Raw genomic sequence first — 15,542 nt, 5'->3', positions numbered from 1 at the left:
TTTCACTATATTATAGCATACCAGGAAGGTAAATTCGGTATCTTTGTGAAACGAGCTGACCAATAACAGCCCGTTTTGAATGCTATGTCGCTTATTATATAAACTGCGAAATAGGAAACAAGTTGATTTCCGCTCTGAACAGTTGCGTAACTCAGGGCAACGGCAGAAGCCTCCTGTCCCCCACTAAAATTAACGGCGATAAGAATAAATACTGTCGCAACTTATAAATGGAAACCGCACAACCCAGCGGAGAAAATACACGGAGACTCCTGCGGGAAGAAGAGCCTAGGTTAGACTACGAAGTGCGCTAGCACAAGAAGGCTCACCAGCTCCCCTAAGTTGCGCGTAGTGTATTTTCGGTGCGACTGGCTTCTGAGCATCCACCTTATCGTTAGGTCTGGCAACCTAATCTGCATAAAAAAATAGCAAAAACCAGTGAGCTCCTGATTTTTGCTTTTCTAAGTATTATTCCATTTGTTTTGCCAGGAAACCTGCAGCTGTTTCGAGTGATTTTTGTTCTACCTTGCTAAGCTGACCTTCTTTTGAAAACATAACAACACAACCAATTGGATCTCCGTTTGCAATTATAGGACTAATACAATAGGAATTAAACTGCAATTCATTTCCTTCAATGATTGCAAATTCACTGTTTTCTTCTACAAATACCTGTGTACGGTTTTCAATTATTTTCGCCATCTCTGAACTAATATTTTTACTAAGATAGTCTTTCTTTGATTCTCCAGCAATCGCAATAACTTCATCACGGTCACAGATTAAAACCGGAAACTGGAGAGAGTTAAATAGTGCCTCTGCATACTCTTGTGCAAAGTGACTTAATTCATTTATCGGTGAATATTTTTTTAGTATAACTTCCCCTTCACGATCAACAAAAATTTCCAATGGGTCACCTTCACGAATACGCAATGTTCTTCTAATTTCCTTGGGGATTACAACCCTACCTAAATCATCAATTCGACGTACAATTCCTGTTGCTTTCATACTAAGCTGCCTCGCTTTCTAATGATGATTATCTTCCCTACACATGAAATGGATACTTAGTCTCATCACAAATAGTAAAAGCCTTTAGAAAATGCCAATAATATCATTTCCTGCATTACTAATTCTTCTCTAAACGTGTAAAAATCACCAGGTGTGGTTTTAGTATGAATTAACTTTGGAAGAACTATACACGATGAACCTATTTTCTCGAATATTTATTGAAAAAAGCCTTCACCAACTTTAGGTGAAGGCCCTTATCCCCGTAAATAAAACACTAAGCATCATCGCGGTTAACAGTATTTAATTTCTTAATAAACGCTTCAACTTCGTCATACCTGTTATGCTCTGTTTCCTTCGATGATTGGAATACAACTTTTAACTTCGTATTTTCTGTTCCTAATTGTACGCCACGGCCAAATTTATTTGCGAGTTCAAATAATTTGGAGCCATCAATTTGCTGGCTGCGATTTTCCTCCATAAGTAAGGTGATCTTATTCCCTTTTTCAGTAATCGACTCAACTCGTTCTTTTCTTGCGTACATTTTTAGTATCGTTACAATAAATAAGTTCCCAACTTCATCTGGATAATCACCAAAACGATCAATCAATTCATCCTTTAAATCTTCAATATCATTTTTTGAATCAAGTGCCCTAAATTGCTTATAAATATCAATCTTTTGCTTCTCATCTTTAATATATTCATCTGGAATATATGCATCTACACTAAGTGCAAGCTCAGGCTCGAAAGGTGTAATGTCCTCAATTTCCTTCCCAATTTTGCGTGCTTCAATTGCGTCGGATAGCATTTGCGAATACATATCAAATCCAACAGAATCAATAAAGCCATGTTGCTGTGATCCTAATAGGTTTCCTGCACCGCGAATTGACAAGTCGCGCATTGCAATCTTAAATCCAGAACCCAATTCTGTAAATTCCTTAATTGCTTGGAGTCGTTTCTCGGCCACTTCTGTCAGTACTTTATCTTTCTGATAAGTGAAGTAAGCATATGCCACCCGGTTTGAACGACCAACTCGACCACGCAGCTGATAAAGCTGACTTAACCCCATCCTGTCCGCATTGCTTACGATTAACGTGTTTACATTCGGAATATCAACACCAGTTTCAATGATGGTTGTACTAACTAGCACATCATATTCACCTTCTAAAAAGCCAAAAATAATACTTTCTAGTTCGGTTTCATTCATTTGACCATGAGCGACCGCGATTCTCGCATCATCAACAAGCATACCAATATCACGAGCGACCTTATCAATATTCTCTACTCTATTATATAAGAAGAATACTTGCCCTTCCCTCGCCATTTCCCGCTCAATTGCTTCCCGTACTAGGATTGGATTATACTCCATCACATATGTCTGAATTGGAAAACGGTTTTCAGGCGGTGTTTCAATAACGGAAAGATCCCGTACCCCTAGCATAGACATGTGCAGTGTTCTCGGAATTGGTGTAGCAGTTAGAGTTAGCACATCTACATTGGATTTCATTTGTTTAATTTTTTCCTTATGCTTCACACCAAAGCGTTGTTCTTCATCAACAATAAGCAAGCCTAAATCACGAAACTCAATATCTTTTGAAAGAACTCGATGTGTACCGATTACAATATCTACCGTTCCCATTTTTAAACCTTTAATTGTCTCGGTTTGCTCTTTTCTAGTACGGAATCTGCTTAAGAGTCCGATATTTATCGCATGATCCTGAAACCTTTCACGGACGGTTTCAAAGTGCTGCTGAGCTAAAATTGTTGTCGGCACAAGAATTGCCACTTGTTTTCCATCAGCAATTGCTTTAAACGCTGCACGTATTGCTACTTCCGTTTTACCATAGCCAACATCACCACATAATAAGCGATCCATTGGACGTTCTCTTTCCATATCCTGCTTGATTTCTTCAATACATCGAAGCTGATCTTCCGTTTCCTGATATGGGAAGGATGCTTCGAATTCGCGTTGCATTTCCGTATCCTCTGAGAATGCATATCCTTTTCTTGCTTCACGCTCTGCATAAAGCTTAATTAGGTCATCAGCAATATCCTCAACAGACGATTGAACCTTTCGTTTTACTTTTGTCCAATCGGATCCACCTAGTTTATATAGCTTCGGTTCTTTTCCTTCCGAACCAACGAATTTCTGAACTAAATCGATTTGATCGATCGGCACATAAAGCTTATCGTCTCCCGAATAACGAACTAGCATATAATCCTTATGCAGTTTATTAACTTCCAACGTTTCAATCCCAAGGTACTTCCCAACACCATGGTTTGCATGAACGACATAATCGCCTACCTTTAACTCTTGGTAGCTCTTAATTCGCTCCGCATTCGATATTTTTTGCTGTCTTCGATTTCGTTTTGTCTTCTTCTTGAATAATTCATTTTCTGTAATGAGTACCAGCTTATACATCGGAAATTCAATACCATTCGTAATATTTCCCACGGTAATCGTTGGTACCTCAACAGGGAGTTTTAAATCGTCTGTAACTGCAGCTTCAATTTCATAATCCAACAAAATAGAATGGATTTTCTCTGCACGTTTTTCATCTGGTGCCATAATAACGACAGAAAAATCTCCTTTTTCCCAGCGTTTTAATTCCGTCTTAAATAGGTGCATTTGTCCATGGAATTCTTGCATTGCTCTTGATGATAGATTAATGATATTCTGTGGCTGTGTGTTTGGGATATGTCGTAAAAAAACAGACGTATACAGGCGCTGCTGTCTCATCTTTTCTTGAACCGTATGAAAGTCGAATGAGAATCTACTATTTTGCACCATTTTTCCTGATTCAAGTAAATTACTATACCATTCCGCTTCTTCTGCATCCAAATTCGAAGCGGTTTCTTGGATTCTGCTCATTTCATCTAAAATAATAACCCCATCTTCTGGCAGATAATCTAATAGACTAGCAGGTTCATTGTAGTAAAAGCCAATATAGCGATACATTTCCTGGAACCGCTCTAAATTGCGCAAACGGCTGATATCTTGTTCCATTGCGCCGACCAGCTCTTCTTTTACCGATGCAGTCTTCACTTTTTTTAAGGTTTCGGCCAGTGCTTCCTCTATCCGTTCCGAAGCGGTTAGAATATCTTCCTGTGTAAGCAATAACTCTGTCGCTGGTCCAACCATTACTTCTTCTTTTTTCGTTAAAGAACGCTGCGTTTCTGCGTCAAAGAAGCGGATGGAGTCAATTTCTTCATCGAACAATTCAATTCGGATTGGATGTTCCTCTGTTATTGGATATATATCTATTATTCCGCCACGTTTGCTAAACTCTCCTGGTGTCGTCACCATTGTTGATCGTTCATACCCCATATCAACTAATGACGCCAGGTAAGTATCTATCTCAATATCCTCGCCAACTTTAAATAGCAATTGGTATTTATCCCAGTATGCCGGCTGAGGGAGAATTCGTTTTAAAGCTGCTACAGGAGCAATTAGAATACCAGATTGCTTTTTTGACCATTCCATTAATGATTCAATTCTCTGGCTTCTTAGTTCTGGACTAGCAATCGCTATTTCTGATGCGATTAATTCATTAACAGGATATAAATAGACATTTTTCTCATCCATGAACTCAGACAAATCATCGTATAGTTGTTGCGCTTGTACGAGCTGATGTGTCACTAATAAAATTGGTTTATTAATAGATTCATTAATAACGGAAACAAGCAAACTCCTTGCAGAACCAGAGAGTCCCGCTACAAGCTGCTCCTTCATTCCATTTGTTATGCCATGAATAATAGACTGTATATCTTCCTTTGATTGTAAAAATTGATTAATTCCCTTCATTACTAAACCCCCGCTTATTTCGCTCTCAAGCACAAAAACGCTTTGGTTCGGGTACCAAAGCTCTTTCTGCGTATGTTATTGTATAAAAAAATCCAGTTCATGATAGTGTGGATGATGCCCTAATGTTTCTTGACAATCCTCACAGATAGTCTGAACATCAACATCGCCATTATCTTTATATTGAATCATCTCTTCTTTTTCCTTCATCGATAATTGATCAAGCCCTAACATTGTCGTATCAATCATTTTCTGATCCAGCTTGGCAATTTCCTGCCCACAATGTCTGCAATTATATATAATCGACATTGGTAACCTCCTCGAATAAACTAATCGTTCACTATTTATCATAGTTTATCCGAAAATCACCTTAGTATACATGACTCCATGCGCATCAGTCTTATGATACAACATATGAAGGAATCAATTATTATATTCATTCATTACATCAATAAAAGGGGTATTCAGCCATGCTTCACATGCATCTGCTGCTAATTTAATGCTAGAACCTACAGCCTCATGCTCTTCTTTTGGAAATGATCCCAGCACATAATCTACAACTGGGATTGGTGACGTTGGTCTGCCAATACCGATGCGAATGCGCTTAAATTCCTTTGTGCCAAGATGATCAATAGCGGATCTAACGCCATTATGTCCACCATGACCACCCTTTTGACGCAGCCGAATTTTCCCTGTTGGCAAATCTAAATCATCATAAATGATCAGTACATCTTCTAAATCAATATTATAAAAGTCCATTAAGGGGCGAATAGATTCACCGGAAAGGTTCATGTATGTTTGTGGTTTTAGCAGGATAACTTTATCACTTTGATAATGCTCCATTGCATACAGCCCATTAAATTTCTTTTTATCTAAACTCCAATTATGACGACCCACAAGCTCATCAATCATCATGAAACCAACATTATGACGGGTATCTTCATATTTCTTCCCAGGGTTTCCTAAACCAACAATACATTTCATGTAAATTCGTCCCTTTTCTAAAGTTTTGCGTTAATTGAGAGGAAGGCAGAATTCCTGGTCCCTAAACAACTCAATGCAATAAGCCCTCCTAATAAGAATGGGCATATTATGCACCATCTTTTGGGAGGGTCTTGTTATTAATTTCTATGCAATTAATATTATTCTTGTGTTTCTGCTTCTGTTTCCGTTTCTTCTTCCGCTTCCTCTTCTACTTCATTTCCGCCTGGAGGTAGAATTGTAGCAATTGTTGTATCCGGATCATCAAGATATTTATAAGTATCACTCACCGGTAAGTCTGCAATTGTAAGGACATTTCCAATCTCTAGGGAAGAAATATCGAGCGTAATCTCTTCAGGTATATCACTTGGTTTCGCAAGTATTTGAACCTCGAATAACGGTTGTTGTAATACGCCGCCTTCTTTGGCACCTTTCGCTTCGCCTTGGAGATTAAGGACAACCGATACTTCCATTTCCTCAGATAGATCAACGATATAAAAGTCTACATGGGTAACGGCGTCACGAATTGGATCAACTTGATACTCATGAAGCATAACATTAACAGGCTTATCCTCTTCGATATCAAGAGAAATTACTGCGTTTTTACCTTCATCTCTTACAGTTTTGAGTAACGTAATACTTTCTACTGCAATATTTTTAGTATCTTTTGCTTTTCCATAAACAACTCCGGGTATAAATCCACTTTCTCTTAACGCTTTCGTATTGGAATGTGTAAGATCTTCTCGCTTTTTTGCTTTTAATTGTACTGACATATTATCATCCTCCAAATTATTTACCACTTAGCTCATTTCAAGATCGAGTTAAATCTAATTCTTTCTATCTTCTTCACTAGTCGCTGTTACAATGGAGCTGTAAAAAACGATCAATATAATTTATACCCGTTATTGTATAAACTTAACCCTTTTAATCGAATAAAACACTTACCGATTGTTGCTCATGTACTCTTATAATCGCCTCACCGATTAATGGAGCAACAGAAAGGGCAGTAATTTTGTCGACCTGTTTTTCGGCTGGAAGCGGAATACTATCCGTAATTACCAGTTCCTTAATTTGCGAATTTTTGATTCGCTCAATTGCAGGTCCTGATAATACTGGATGCGTACAACAAGCATACACTTCTTTTGCGCCATTTTCAATTAAAGCGTTGGCTGCAAGCGTAATCGTTCCTGCTGTATCAATAATATCGTCAATTAATATTGCCGTCTTGCCTTCAATGTTACCAATGATGTTCATTATCTCAGCAACATTTGGACGTGGTCTGCGTTTATCGATTATTCCGATTGGTGCTTTCAGGCGATCTGCCATTTTACGTGCTCTAGTTACACCACCATGATCTGGGGAGACAACAATAACATCGTCAAGGTTTTTCCCTTCGAAGTAGTCAGAAAGAATAGGTACACCTTGTAAATGATCAATTGGAATATCAAAGAACCCTTGAATTTGTGGAGCATGCAGATCAAGTGTGATCATACGATTTGCTCCAGCTTGTTCGATTATATCTGCTACTAATTTTGCAGCAATCGGTTCACGTGAGCGTGCTTTTCGATCTTGTCTAGCATAACCATAATATGGCATCACAATATTAATTGATTTTGCTGATGCACGTTTTAATGCATCAATCATGATCAGCAGCTCCATTAAATGGTCATTAACTGGATCAGATGTGGATTGGATGACATAAACTTCACAGCCACGAATACTTTCTTCAATATTAATTTGAATTTCACCATCACTAAATTTTGAAACGGTACATTTACCTAGTGGAGTCCCAATATGTTCTGCGATTTGTTCTGATAACCTGCGATTGGAATTCAAAGAGAAAACCTTTAGCGATGAATCCTTATAACTTGATGCCATGGATAATAACCCTCCGTTAATCTTTTTTTCTATTCTTGAACTTTGTAGCGTAGCCCTCTTTATTCGTTTGTTTTGCCCTAGCAATCGATAATGCATCATCTGGTACATTATTCGTAATCGTTGATCCTGCAGCAACATAGGATCCTTTGCCGATTGTTACTGGTGCAATTAAATTAGAGTTACATCCGATAAAAGCATCATCTTCAATTGTTGTTAGAAATTTATTCTTTCCATCATAATTAACTGTAATCGTGCCACAGCCAATATTAACATTATCGCCAACATTCGCATCGCCGATATAGCTTAAATGTGAAATCTTGCTTCCATTGCCAAGAGAAGTCTTCTTAATCTCGGTAAAATTACCTAGTTTTGCATCGTCACCAATCGTTGAATCTGGTCTAATATGCGCAAAAGGTCCAATTTTTACCCGGTTGCCGATTTTGCTGTCATTTGCAACACTTTGCTTAACTACTGTTCCTTCACCAATATAACAGTTAGAAATTTCACTGTTCGGTCCAATTTCAGCATCTGTTTTAATCGTTGTTTCACCTTTTATAATCGTTCCAGGGTGTATTGTTACATCTGACTCGATTACTACATCTGGATGGATGTATGTATTATCAGGATCAATAATTGCCACGCCATTGCGCATATGTCTCTCATTAATACGCTGCTTCATCGTCTTTTCTGCTTGTGCTAATGCAACGCGGTCATTTACACCTAATGTTTCATCGAAATTAGGTGTTAGAAATGCACTTACCTTTTTCTCTTGTCCACGTAAAATTTCAATAACATCCGGAAGGTAATATTCACCTTGCGCATTATCATTGGAAACTTCCTGCAATGCTGAGAAGAGTGCTTGATTATCGAAGCAATACGTACCTGTATTGATTTCTTCTACTAATAGTTCTTCTGCATTTGCATCTTTATGTTCTACAACCCGTTCAACTTCATTATCTTTGTTACGAATAACCCGGCCATATCCAGCAGGATTTGGTGTACTTGCTGTTAGAATCGTCGCACTTGCTCCTTCTTTCTCATGCTGTTCAAAGAGAGCTCTGTACGTTTCCTCTGTGATTAAAGGTGTATCACCACATACCACAATCGTTGTACCATCTAAATCTTTTAATATATCTGCAGCCTGCAAAACAGCATGCCCTGTTCCTAACTGTTCTTCTTGGACTGCGAATTCACATACATTGCCAAGTGTATCAATTACTTTCTCGGCACCAAAGCCGACAATCGTAACCGTCTTATCTAATTGTATAGCATTAAGTTGATCCATCACATGTTTAACCATCGGACGTCCCACTACAGGATGGAGCACTTTATATAGTTTCGATTTCATTCTCGTTCCTTGCCCAGCTGCAAGAATTACAGCATACCGTTTCGTCATAAGGAAACCTCCATCATTACTATTTATCCACTATAAAATATATCGCAAAAAACATAGGATTTCAACAAATAGATAACATTGAATCAACACTAGGTACATATTACCTCCCTCACGACGGCCTTTGTTGCACTTATTCGTTAAGTTTGTAGACTTTCTTGCCTACAAAAAAAGAAGTCCAATCTGTTTAGATTAGACCCCCTCTGTATTAACCATGCTGATTAGGAAGCTCCAGCTTCTTCATATTCTACTTCTTCATTTTCCCCAACTCGATGGTACTCCCCAAGTACTGCCTCTTGTATCTTTGCACGTGTTCCCGAGTTAATTGGATGTGCGATATCCCGAAATTCTCCATCGGGAGTTCTCTTTGACGGCATAGCCACGAATAATCCATTATTCCCATCAATAACTCGAATATCATGGACGACAAATTCTTGGTCCAAAGTAATCGATGCAATAGCTCGCATTCTTCCCTCTGTATTCACGCGGCGTAATCTAACGTCAGTTACTTCCATGATGCTTCACCACCTTTTCCCTATTGAACTTACTATATTAGATAGTTCAACAAAACAAATAAAATTCCTGCTAAAATTGCAAAATAAAATAAAAAAATCATAAAAATTCTATTTTTAAGGAAAAATTAGTTAATATCATTCTTTTTTGCTATGCGCTATTACTAGAGTGATGCTATATTCCCAGGTTGAATTTCAATCGTTTTCCGCAGCATATCGACTCTCGATATTTTTACAAGAGAAGTATAATTCGTTACAACTCGTTCCTCATCTTCATCGTCCGCCTCTGCCAATACACCAATAGCTTTTACATGTGCATTAAATTCTGCGAGCAGGCTAATCATTCCATTGATGGTTCCGCCAGCCTTCATAAAGTCATCAACAATACAAACATTCGCTCCGTCCTTTAGACTACGTTTCGTTAACACCATCGTTTGTATTTTCCGTGACGAACCAGATACATAATTAATGCTTACAGATGAGCCCTCTGTTACTTTTGGATCTCTTCTTGCGATAACTACAGGCACATTTAGAAACGATGCCACTGCATATGCTAATGGAATCCCCTTCGTCGCTACCGTCATTACTACATCGATATCTAATTTAGAAAAAGCAGATGCAAACACACGCCCAATTTCCCGAACAATCTTAGGATCTCCTAGTAAATCGCTCATGTACAAATAGCCGCCTGGGAGAATTCGGTTAGAATCCATCAGCTTTTGACGGAGCTCCTCTACAAATAATTCGCTTCTATTTACATCAAATTCCGGAATATATTTCACTCCGCCACCAGCACCAGTAGATCTTTGCAAATATCCAAGTCCTTGCTCTTCCAAAACCGTATCTATAATATCCAGATCCTCACTAATGGATGATTTTGTTGTACCACATAATTCAACGAAATATGGTAACTGTATATGCTTTCTTGGATTCTCAAGAAAAAAATCAGTCAATACAACTAATCGGTTACTTCTTTTCATCGTTACACCTCAAAACCGTATATTTAACTTAAAATATATCATTTTTATACGCGTTTAGGCAATAATTATCCAATTAATCGAACCAAATATACCTCTTCGCAAAATCCACGCATACCATTATAAATCCTTCTCGCTTTGTTTTCATGCTCGACTAAGCCATATACAGTAGGTCCACTTCCACTCATCAATACACCAGTAGCACCAATTTGCCGCATCGCTTCCTTAATTTGCCTGACCTCTGGATGAAGGTACTGAGTAATCTGTTCAAGCGAATTCCCGATATTTCTGCAGAGCTTCGAGAAGTCCTTCTCTGTCAATGCCTCAAGAATATTATTCGTATCTGGATGATATAATTCATCCACCTTTACTCGAGCAAAAATTGTTCTAGTAGAAACACCAATATCGGGCTTTGCCAATACAACCCAACATGGAGGTGGAGAATCTAATTTCTCAATTTTTTCCCCAAATCCTCTTGCAATAGCGGTATTTCCATAGACACAAAAGGAAATATCTGAGCCAATTGTCGCTCCCAGCTCTGCTAATTCCTTGAGTGGAATATTTAGATTCCATAAACGGTTCATACCTCTAAGTACAGCTGCTGCATCTGTACTTCCACCACCAAGTCCTGCAGAAACGGGGATGTTTTTTTCAATTTTAATATGCACACCCATTTTAATTCCATATTTTTCCTTAAATATCTCTGCAGCCTTATATGCTAAATTCCGCTCATCATTTGGGACATATCTGCTCTCTAGGGAAATAATAATCTTATCTTGTTCAAGAGGGGATAATTCAATCCGATCTGCTAAATCAATCGTTGTCATAATCATTTCGACATTATGATACCCATCATTTCGTTTCCCTAACACATCAAGTGATAAGTTTATCTTCGCTGGCGCCTTTTCCAAAAGTGCCATTCACGTCACCTACTTCGTCACAAAAAGTGAAACTTCTTTCCGTAAGTCTCTCTACCCTAATACCCTCAGGTAAAATGCTAAACAAATTGTAACATAATAAAAATGCTGAGGCGACTGTTTAGAAGCGGACGCATAAGCAAGAGGCCGGAAAACGCTTGATTTTTAGCGTTTGGAGTGCCAATTGCTTATGACGGTAGCTTCTAGGAGCCGAAGCTGAACTTAAAATGCTGAGGCGACTGTTTAGAAGCGGACGCATAAGCAAACGGCTGGAAAACGCTTGGCAATTCACTATCTTGTAAAGTGAGCCATAAGAAAAAGCACCATCAATTTTAGAGTAAACTAAAATTGATGGCGCTTCTTTACTTCAGGTTACTATTTTGACTCATGCTTTGCTCGGCGATTTCAATAGCACGTTTTACCATATTACCGGCATCTCTTGCTTTGATTCCGCCCCATCCCTCTTGTTGTACCGTGTCGTAAAAACCTAATTCCTTGGCAATTTCTTCTTTCAATTGGTCTGACATAATCCCTCTACGTCTAGCCATGAAAGAACAACCCCTTTCGCAATTCAAATGATTACGACATCCATAGTTTGCGTAAAAGGTGAAAATCAACACAAGTTAGATATATGTAAATCAGGGAAAATTTAGGCAAAGATATATAATTTTATTTAAGTGAAAAGCTAAAATAAAAAAGCAATAGGCTACTATCTGCCTACTGCTCTACTAATAATCCTTTATTTCGTTCATCTAGAAAATTCAATTCTACTGTTTCTGTTAAAACGTCTGCATAGCTGTATGAAACACGCTCGAATGCATTCTCGTCTTGGTCAAGCTCAACAATAAATACGGAAGGATATGTTTCCGCTAATACTCCCGATCGTACAATTGTCTTTCTTCTTCCACCGTTGGCTGTAAGTTCCAACCGCTTTCCGACATAACCTTCAAGACCTTGCTTGATTTCGAATAATGTTTTAGCCAATACACTCCACCTCACTAAAGCAATTATAGCATATGCTTGGTCAATAGTCAAATGAAACTTTATATTATAACAGGAGTTCATTTTTCATGTCAACAATAAAATTTGCCTATTTATGATATTATTTGTAAAAGTTAACATTTTATGTATGATTTTTCTATTTATTTTATAAATGCTTAAGATTCCTGTGTCAGGCTCTGCATCACTTATAAGAAGGGTAGATCGGATATCTTCCTAAAAAAATTCGCCCCTTATACCGTTAGGGGCGAATTACTATCACTATTCTTCTGTTTCTTCCAAATAAGGCATCCCTGTCCGAAGTAATCCTCTAGTCTCGATGCCCCCCATTCCCTTTTCCCCTGTCATTGTGTTCTTCAACGCGTCCCACACACTGACACTCTCCATAAATGGCGTATAAGCAATCTTTGCAGCTATATAAACAGGATCAAGTGCATGAATATTAATTCGAAATGGTGAACTGGCAAAATTTGCCCCCGCGCGAATAAGTGATTCGAAATGAGATTGGCAAGCACCAGCGAAAATTACCATTTGATCAAGATGTGGATTAATTCGACGTGCTTCTCTTACTGTCTCAACAAAATACTTCGAATGACGATATGCACGAAGATCCTCCTTTGCACCTTTATTCTTTGAAAAGGAGTCATGCCCAGTAATGACAATAATATTAGGTTGAATTCGCTCAATTAGCGGGCCAATCTCTGAAGGCATATCCTTTTCATTTAAATGCACCCCATGTACCTGCAAGCCCATCCTTTGGTATAATGAAATGCATTTTCTTAAATACATTTGATCCCCATCTAAATGAAGAACCTTCGTTGGTAATTGGAAATATTTTGCATAATCCTGATATCCATCTGTTGCATGATATTCGCGTTTCTCTTTTACTAATTGATAATCTTGACGAAATAAGCGATAAGAATTCTCTTCCTTTTCTTTTACCTTCTTACGCCTTCTCTCCAGCTCTCTCGTCTCTACTATAACTAAATCATCAATCGGTGCATCTGCTTCCAAACGAATCGCTTCCCCATATAAATTGGCAATCCCATCTTTTATCAAAGCCACCCGGAATACTAAGTCATGATTATACGATTTACGAGAAACTAAGGTACCTACCGTAACTTCCATACATTCACCTCACTGCCTCCATTAATTTGAAAGCATCTCAATATAGATTATGAGGATGACAGCCTAACTGTGCGGAAATAAAAAAAGAGCTATTGTTTGACAATAACTCAATTTCCCACGGCCTGCCAGAATGTGTTAGCTAAAACGGCGAATTCTCCCATATCTAATGACTCGCCACGACGCCCGCCATCAATGCCAGCTGTCTCTAATATTTCTGAAATCTTCTCTTTATCATATTGATCACCGAGATGACTCGTCAAATTATTCCGTAATGTTTTCCTTCGTTGCGCAAAGCTTGCCTGGACAATTCTAAAGAAGAAGTCTTCATTATCTACCTGAACTGGCGGCTCATCGCGTAACACCAATTTTAATATGCTTGAATCAACATTTGGTTGTGGCATAAAAACAGTCTTCGGAACATTCATAACCACTTCAGCATTTGTATAATATTGAATTGCAATCGTTAATGACCCATAGCTCTTCGTATTTGGTTTAGCTGCCATTCGATCTGCTACTTCCTTTTGGATCATGACAGTAATACTCGTTACAGGCAATCTATCGCGAATCAATTTCATTAAAATTGGCGTTGTAATATAATACGGCAGGTTGGCAACAATATGCACTTCCTGGCTCGAATCAAAGTTCTCCTCTACTACCTTTGCAACGTCCGCTTTTAAAATATCCTGATGAATCAGTTGGACATTTTCATAGCCACTAAGCGTATCCTTTAGGATTGGGATTAATCGGCCGTCAATTTCAAAGGCAACGACTTTATCAGCATGAATTGCTAGCTGCTCTGTTAACGCTCCAATGCCAGGTCCAATCTCAATTGCAGCAGATTCCTTGCTAACACCTGCGTTTTTAACGATATTCTCCAGTACATTTACATCCACTAAGAAGTTCTGTCCTAGACTCTTCTTAAAGGAAAACTTATGTTTCTTTAATATTTCCTTCGTCTGTGATGGTGTTGCAATATATTTTTTCTGCATTTTCTTCCTCCTGTTCAAGCTTCAACATTGCTGCTTCAAACTCTTCTTTCGTTATTTGAAATAAGGATAACCTTTTTAAAAGCTGTTTTCCATTCGTATGTCCAATTTGCAACAATTCCCCTAGTTTCGATCTGCGTAAACTGGATTCCCTTCCACCAATTAACCCATGGCGAATGAGGTCTTCTTTCATTATTTCACTCTCTTTTGCTTCGGTTAATTCGTAAACATCAGCTAAGGCTTGCTGGATAGCTTCTACCGTAGCATGTTCAATGCCAAGGCTTTTATTAGTTGGATTCTTTGCTCTTGCTTGATCTTGGGTGAGGAATGCATGTTTACAGCCAGGAACGGCCTGGTCAACAATATGACGAATTCGTTCACCTGGATAATCTGGATCTGTAAAAATGATAACACCTCTTTTTTCCTGTGCATGCCTAATCTTCATCAACGTCTCTTTATTTACTGCAGACCCATTAGTCTCGATAGTTTCTGCATTAACCGCTAGACGAATTTTAGCCGTATCATCTCTGCCTTCAACGACAATAACTTCCTTTATTTTCAAAAATTTCCCTCCATCGGGTTACTGGGTTACTTCTTTATAGAATTATGAAGTATATATATTTCCTTTTAACAACTGGTATAAAAACTGCTGCGACTAGGTGCAATATTGATTTCCTCCTACATACGAGAGAAGGAGATAGGGTTCTATTTATTAGAAGGATAGAATTTTTTTTACTCACACATCCCTAGCGGAGAAAATACACGTAGACTCCTGCGGGAGGAAGGGCCTAGGTGAGACTTCGAAGTGCGACAGCACGAGAAGGCTCACCAGCCCCCCCCTAAGGTGCGCGTAGTGTATTTTCGGAGCGCTGGCCCGAGAGCATTTGATATCCAAAGAATTAATATCAGAAATAGACCTAAGAAAAAATATGCTCTTACCATATTATCATGGTAAGAGCATATATCCTATATT

The 15,542-nt window shown here is 38.4% G+C and carries 15 protein-coding genes; all 15 read right to left on the bottom strand.

The genetic code is table 11. The annotated features are described in order from the left end of the window. Positions 1–465: 465 nt before the first annotated feature. On the bottom strand, positions 466–999 hold the full coding sequence (gene spoVT, locus CUC15_RS00320; RefSeq protein WP_114914844.1) for a stage V sporulation protein T: 534 nt from the start codon (positions 997–999) through the stop codon (positions 466–468). 274 nt (positions 1,000–1,273) lie between these two features. After that, positions 1,274–4,801 (bottom strand): transcription-repair coupling factor, encoded by a 3,528-nt coding sequence (mfd, locus tag CUC15_RS00315; RefSeq protein ID WP_114914843.1) that lies wholly within the window; start codon positions 4,799–4,801, stop codon positions 1,274–1,276. Between the two features lie 75 nt (positions 4,802–4,876). Next, positions 4,877–5,107 carry an anti-sigma-F factor Fin gene (gene fin / locus CUC15_RS00310; RefSeq protein WP_114914842.1) on the bottom strand — a complete coding sequence of 77 codons (231 nt, stop codon included), beginning with the start codon at positions 5,105–5,107 and terminating at the stop codon, positions 4,877–4,879. Positions 5,108–5,221: 114 nt separating this feature from the next. Continuing rightward, positions 5,222–5,782: an aminoacyl-tRNA hydrolase gene (gene pth / locus CUC15_RS00305; protein ID WP_114914841.1), complete on the bottom strand. Its 561-nt coding sequence runs from the start codon at positions 5,780–5,782 to the stop codon at positions 5,222–5,224. A 158-nt stretch (positions 5,783–5,940) separates the two neighbouring features. Further along, positions 5,941–6,552 carry a 50S ribosomal protein L25/general stress protein Ctc gene (locus CUC15_RS00300; protein WP_114914840.1) on the bottom strand — a complete coding sequence of 204 codons (612 nt, stop codon included), beginning with the start codon at positions 6,550–6,552 and terminating at the stop codon, positions 5,941–5,943. A gap of 151 nt (positions 6,553–6,703) precedes the next feature. Further along, on the bottom strand, positions 6,704–7,657 hold the full coding sequence (locus tag CUC15_RS00295; RefSeq protein WP_114914839.1) for a ribose-phosphate diphosphokinase: 954 nt from the start codon (positions 7,655–7,657) through the stop codon (positions 6,704–6,706). Between the two features lie 16 nt (positions 7,658–7,673). Further along, a complete protein-coding gene (gene glmU, locus CUC15_RS00290; protein ID WP_114914838.1) occupies positions 7,674–9,053 on the bottom strand; it encodes a bifunctional UDP-N-acetylglucosamine diphosphorylase/glucosamine-1-phosphate N-acetyltransferase GlmU in 1,380 nt (459 codons plus the stop codon). A 218-nt stretch (positions 9,054–9,271) separates the two neighbouring features. Continuing rightward, complete coding sequence (spoVG, locus tag CUC15_RS00285; RefSeq protein WP_114914837.1) at positions 9,272–9,565, bottom strand: septation regulator SpoVG; 294 nt, start codon at positions 9,563–9,565, stop codon at positions 9,272–9,274. A 161-nt stretch (positions 9,566–9,726) separates the two neighbouring features. Next, positions 9,727–10,542, bottom strand: coding sequence for a pur operon repressor (gene purR, locus CUC15_RS00280; protein WP_114914836.1), 816 nt, complete (start codon positions 10,540–10,542; stop codon positions 9,727–9,729). A gap of 65 nt (positions 10,543–10,607) precedes the next feature. After that, complete coding sequence (ispE, locus tag CUC15_RS00275; RefSeq protein WP_114914835.1) at positions 10,608–11,459, bottom strand: 4-(cytidine 5'-diphospho)-2-C-methyl-D-erythritol kinase; 852 nt, start codon at positions 11,457–11,459, stop codon at positions 10,608–10,610. Positions 11,460–11,818: 359 nt separating this feature from the next. Continuing rightward, positions 11,819–12,004, bottom strand: a complete 186-nt coding sequence (locus CUC15_RS00270) for a small, acid-soluble spore protein, alpha/beta type (protein WP_114914834.1) — start codon at positions 12,002–12,004, stop codon at positions 11,819–11,821. A gap of 169 nt (positions 12,005–12,173) precedes the next feature. Continuing rightward, positions 12,174–12,440, bottom strand: a complete 267-nt coding sequence (gene veg, locus CUC15_RS00265) for a biofilm formation stimulator Veg (RefSeq protein ID WP_114914833.1) — start codon at positions 12,438–12,440, stop codon at positions 12,174–12,176. 276 nt (positions 12,441–12,716) lie between these two features. Continuing rightward, the gene (gene yabG / locus CUC15_RS00260) at positions 12,717–13,583 is read right to left on the bottom strand and encodes a sporulation peptidase YabG (protein ID WP_114914832.1); all 867 of its coding nucleotides are present in this window, start codon (positions 13,581–13,583) and stop codon (positions 12,717–12,719) included. A gap of 107 nt (positions 13,584–13,690) precedes the next feature. Continuing rightward, positions 13,691–14,572, bottom strand: a complete 882-nt coding sequence (gene rsmA / locus CUC15_RS00255; protein ID WP_114914831.1) for a 16S rRNA (adenine(1518)-N(6)/adenine(1519)-N(6))-dimethyltransferase RsmA — start codon at positions 14,570–14,572, stop codon at positions 13,691–13,693. After that, a complete protein-coding gene (gene rnmV / locus CUC15_RS00250; RefSeq protein ID WP_114914830.1) occupies positions 14,514–15,131 on the bottom strand; it encodes a ribonuclease M5 in 618 nt (205 codons plus the stop codon). Before rnmV ends, rsmA begins: the two co-directional genes overlap by 59 nt. Positions 15,132–15,542 lie beyond the last annotated feature (411 nt).

The organism is Oceanobacillus zhaokaii (assembly GCF_003352005.1).
Lineage (GTDB): Bacteria > Bacillota > Bacilli > Bacillales > Amphibacillaceae > Oceanobacillus > Oceanobacillus zhaokaii.
The sequence above is the reverse complement of the archived record's forward strand: the minus strand, read 5'-3'. Positions and strand labels throughout refer to the sequence as shown.

Bases quoted from the DNA above. Each gene is read 5' to 3' on its own strand.
- mfd (WP_114914843.1), bottom strand. From the start codon at position 4,801: ATGAAGGGAATTAATCAATTTTTACAATCAAAGGAAGATATACAGTCT.
- yabG (WP_114914832.1), bottom strand. From the start codon at position 13,583: ATGGAAGTTACGGTAGGTACCTTAGTTTCTCGTAAATCGTATAATCAT.
- CUC15_RS00300 (WP_114914840.1), bottom strand. From the start codon at position 6,552: ATGTCAGTACAATTAAAAGCAAAAAAGCGAGAAGATCTTACACATTCC.
- purR (WP_114914836.1), bottom strand. From the start codon at position 10,542: ATGAAAAGAAGTAACCGATTAGTTGTATTGACTGATTTTTTTCTTGAG.
- CUC15_RS00295 (WP_114914839.1), bottom strand. From the start codon at position 7,657: ATGGCATCAAGTTATAAGGATTCATCGCTAAAGGTTTTCTCTTTGAAT.
- CUC15_RS00270 (WP_114914834.1), bottom strand. From the start codon at position 12,004: ATGGCTAGACGTAGAGGGATTATGTCAGACCAATTGAAAGAAGAAATT.
- pth (WP_114914841.1), bottom strand. From the start codon at position 5,782: ATGAAATGTATTGTTGGTTTAGGAAACCCTGGGAAGAAATATGAAGAT.
- glmU (WP_114914838.1), bottom strand. From the start codon at position 9,053: ATGACGAAACGGTATGCTGTAATTCTTGCAGCTGGGCAAGGAACGAGA.
- rsmA (WP_114914831.1), bottom strand. From the start codon at position 14,572: ATGCAGAAAAAATATATTGCAACACCATCACAGACGAAGGAAATATTA.
- fin (WP_114914842.1), bottom strand. From the start codon at position 5,107: ATGTCGATTATATATAATTGCAGACATTGTGGGCAGGAAATTGCCAAG.
- ispE (WP_114914835.1), bottom strand. From the start codon at position 11,459: ATGGCACTTTTGGAAAAGGCGCCAGCGAAGATAAACTTATCACTTGAT.
- spoVG (WP_114914837.1), bottom strand. From the start codon at position 9,565: ATGGAAGTAACTGACGTTAGATTACGCCGCGTGAATACAGAGGGAAGA.
- spoVT (WP_114914844.1), bottom strand. From the start codon at position 999: ATGAAAGCAACAGGAATTGTACGTCGAATTGATGATTTAGGTAGGGTT.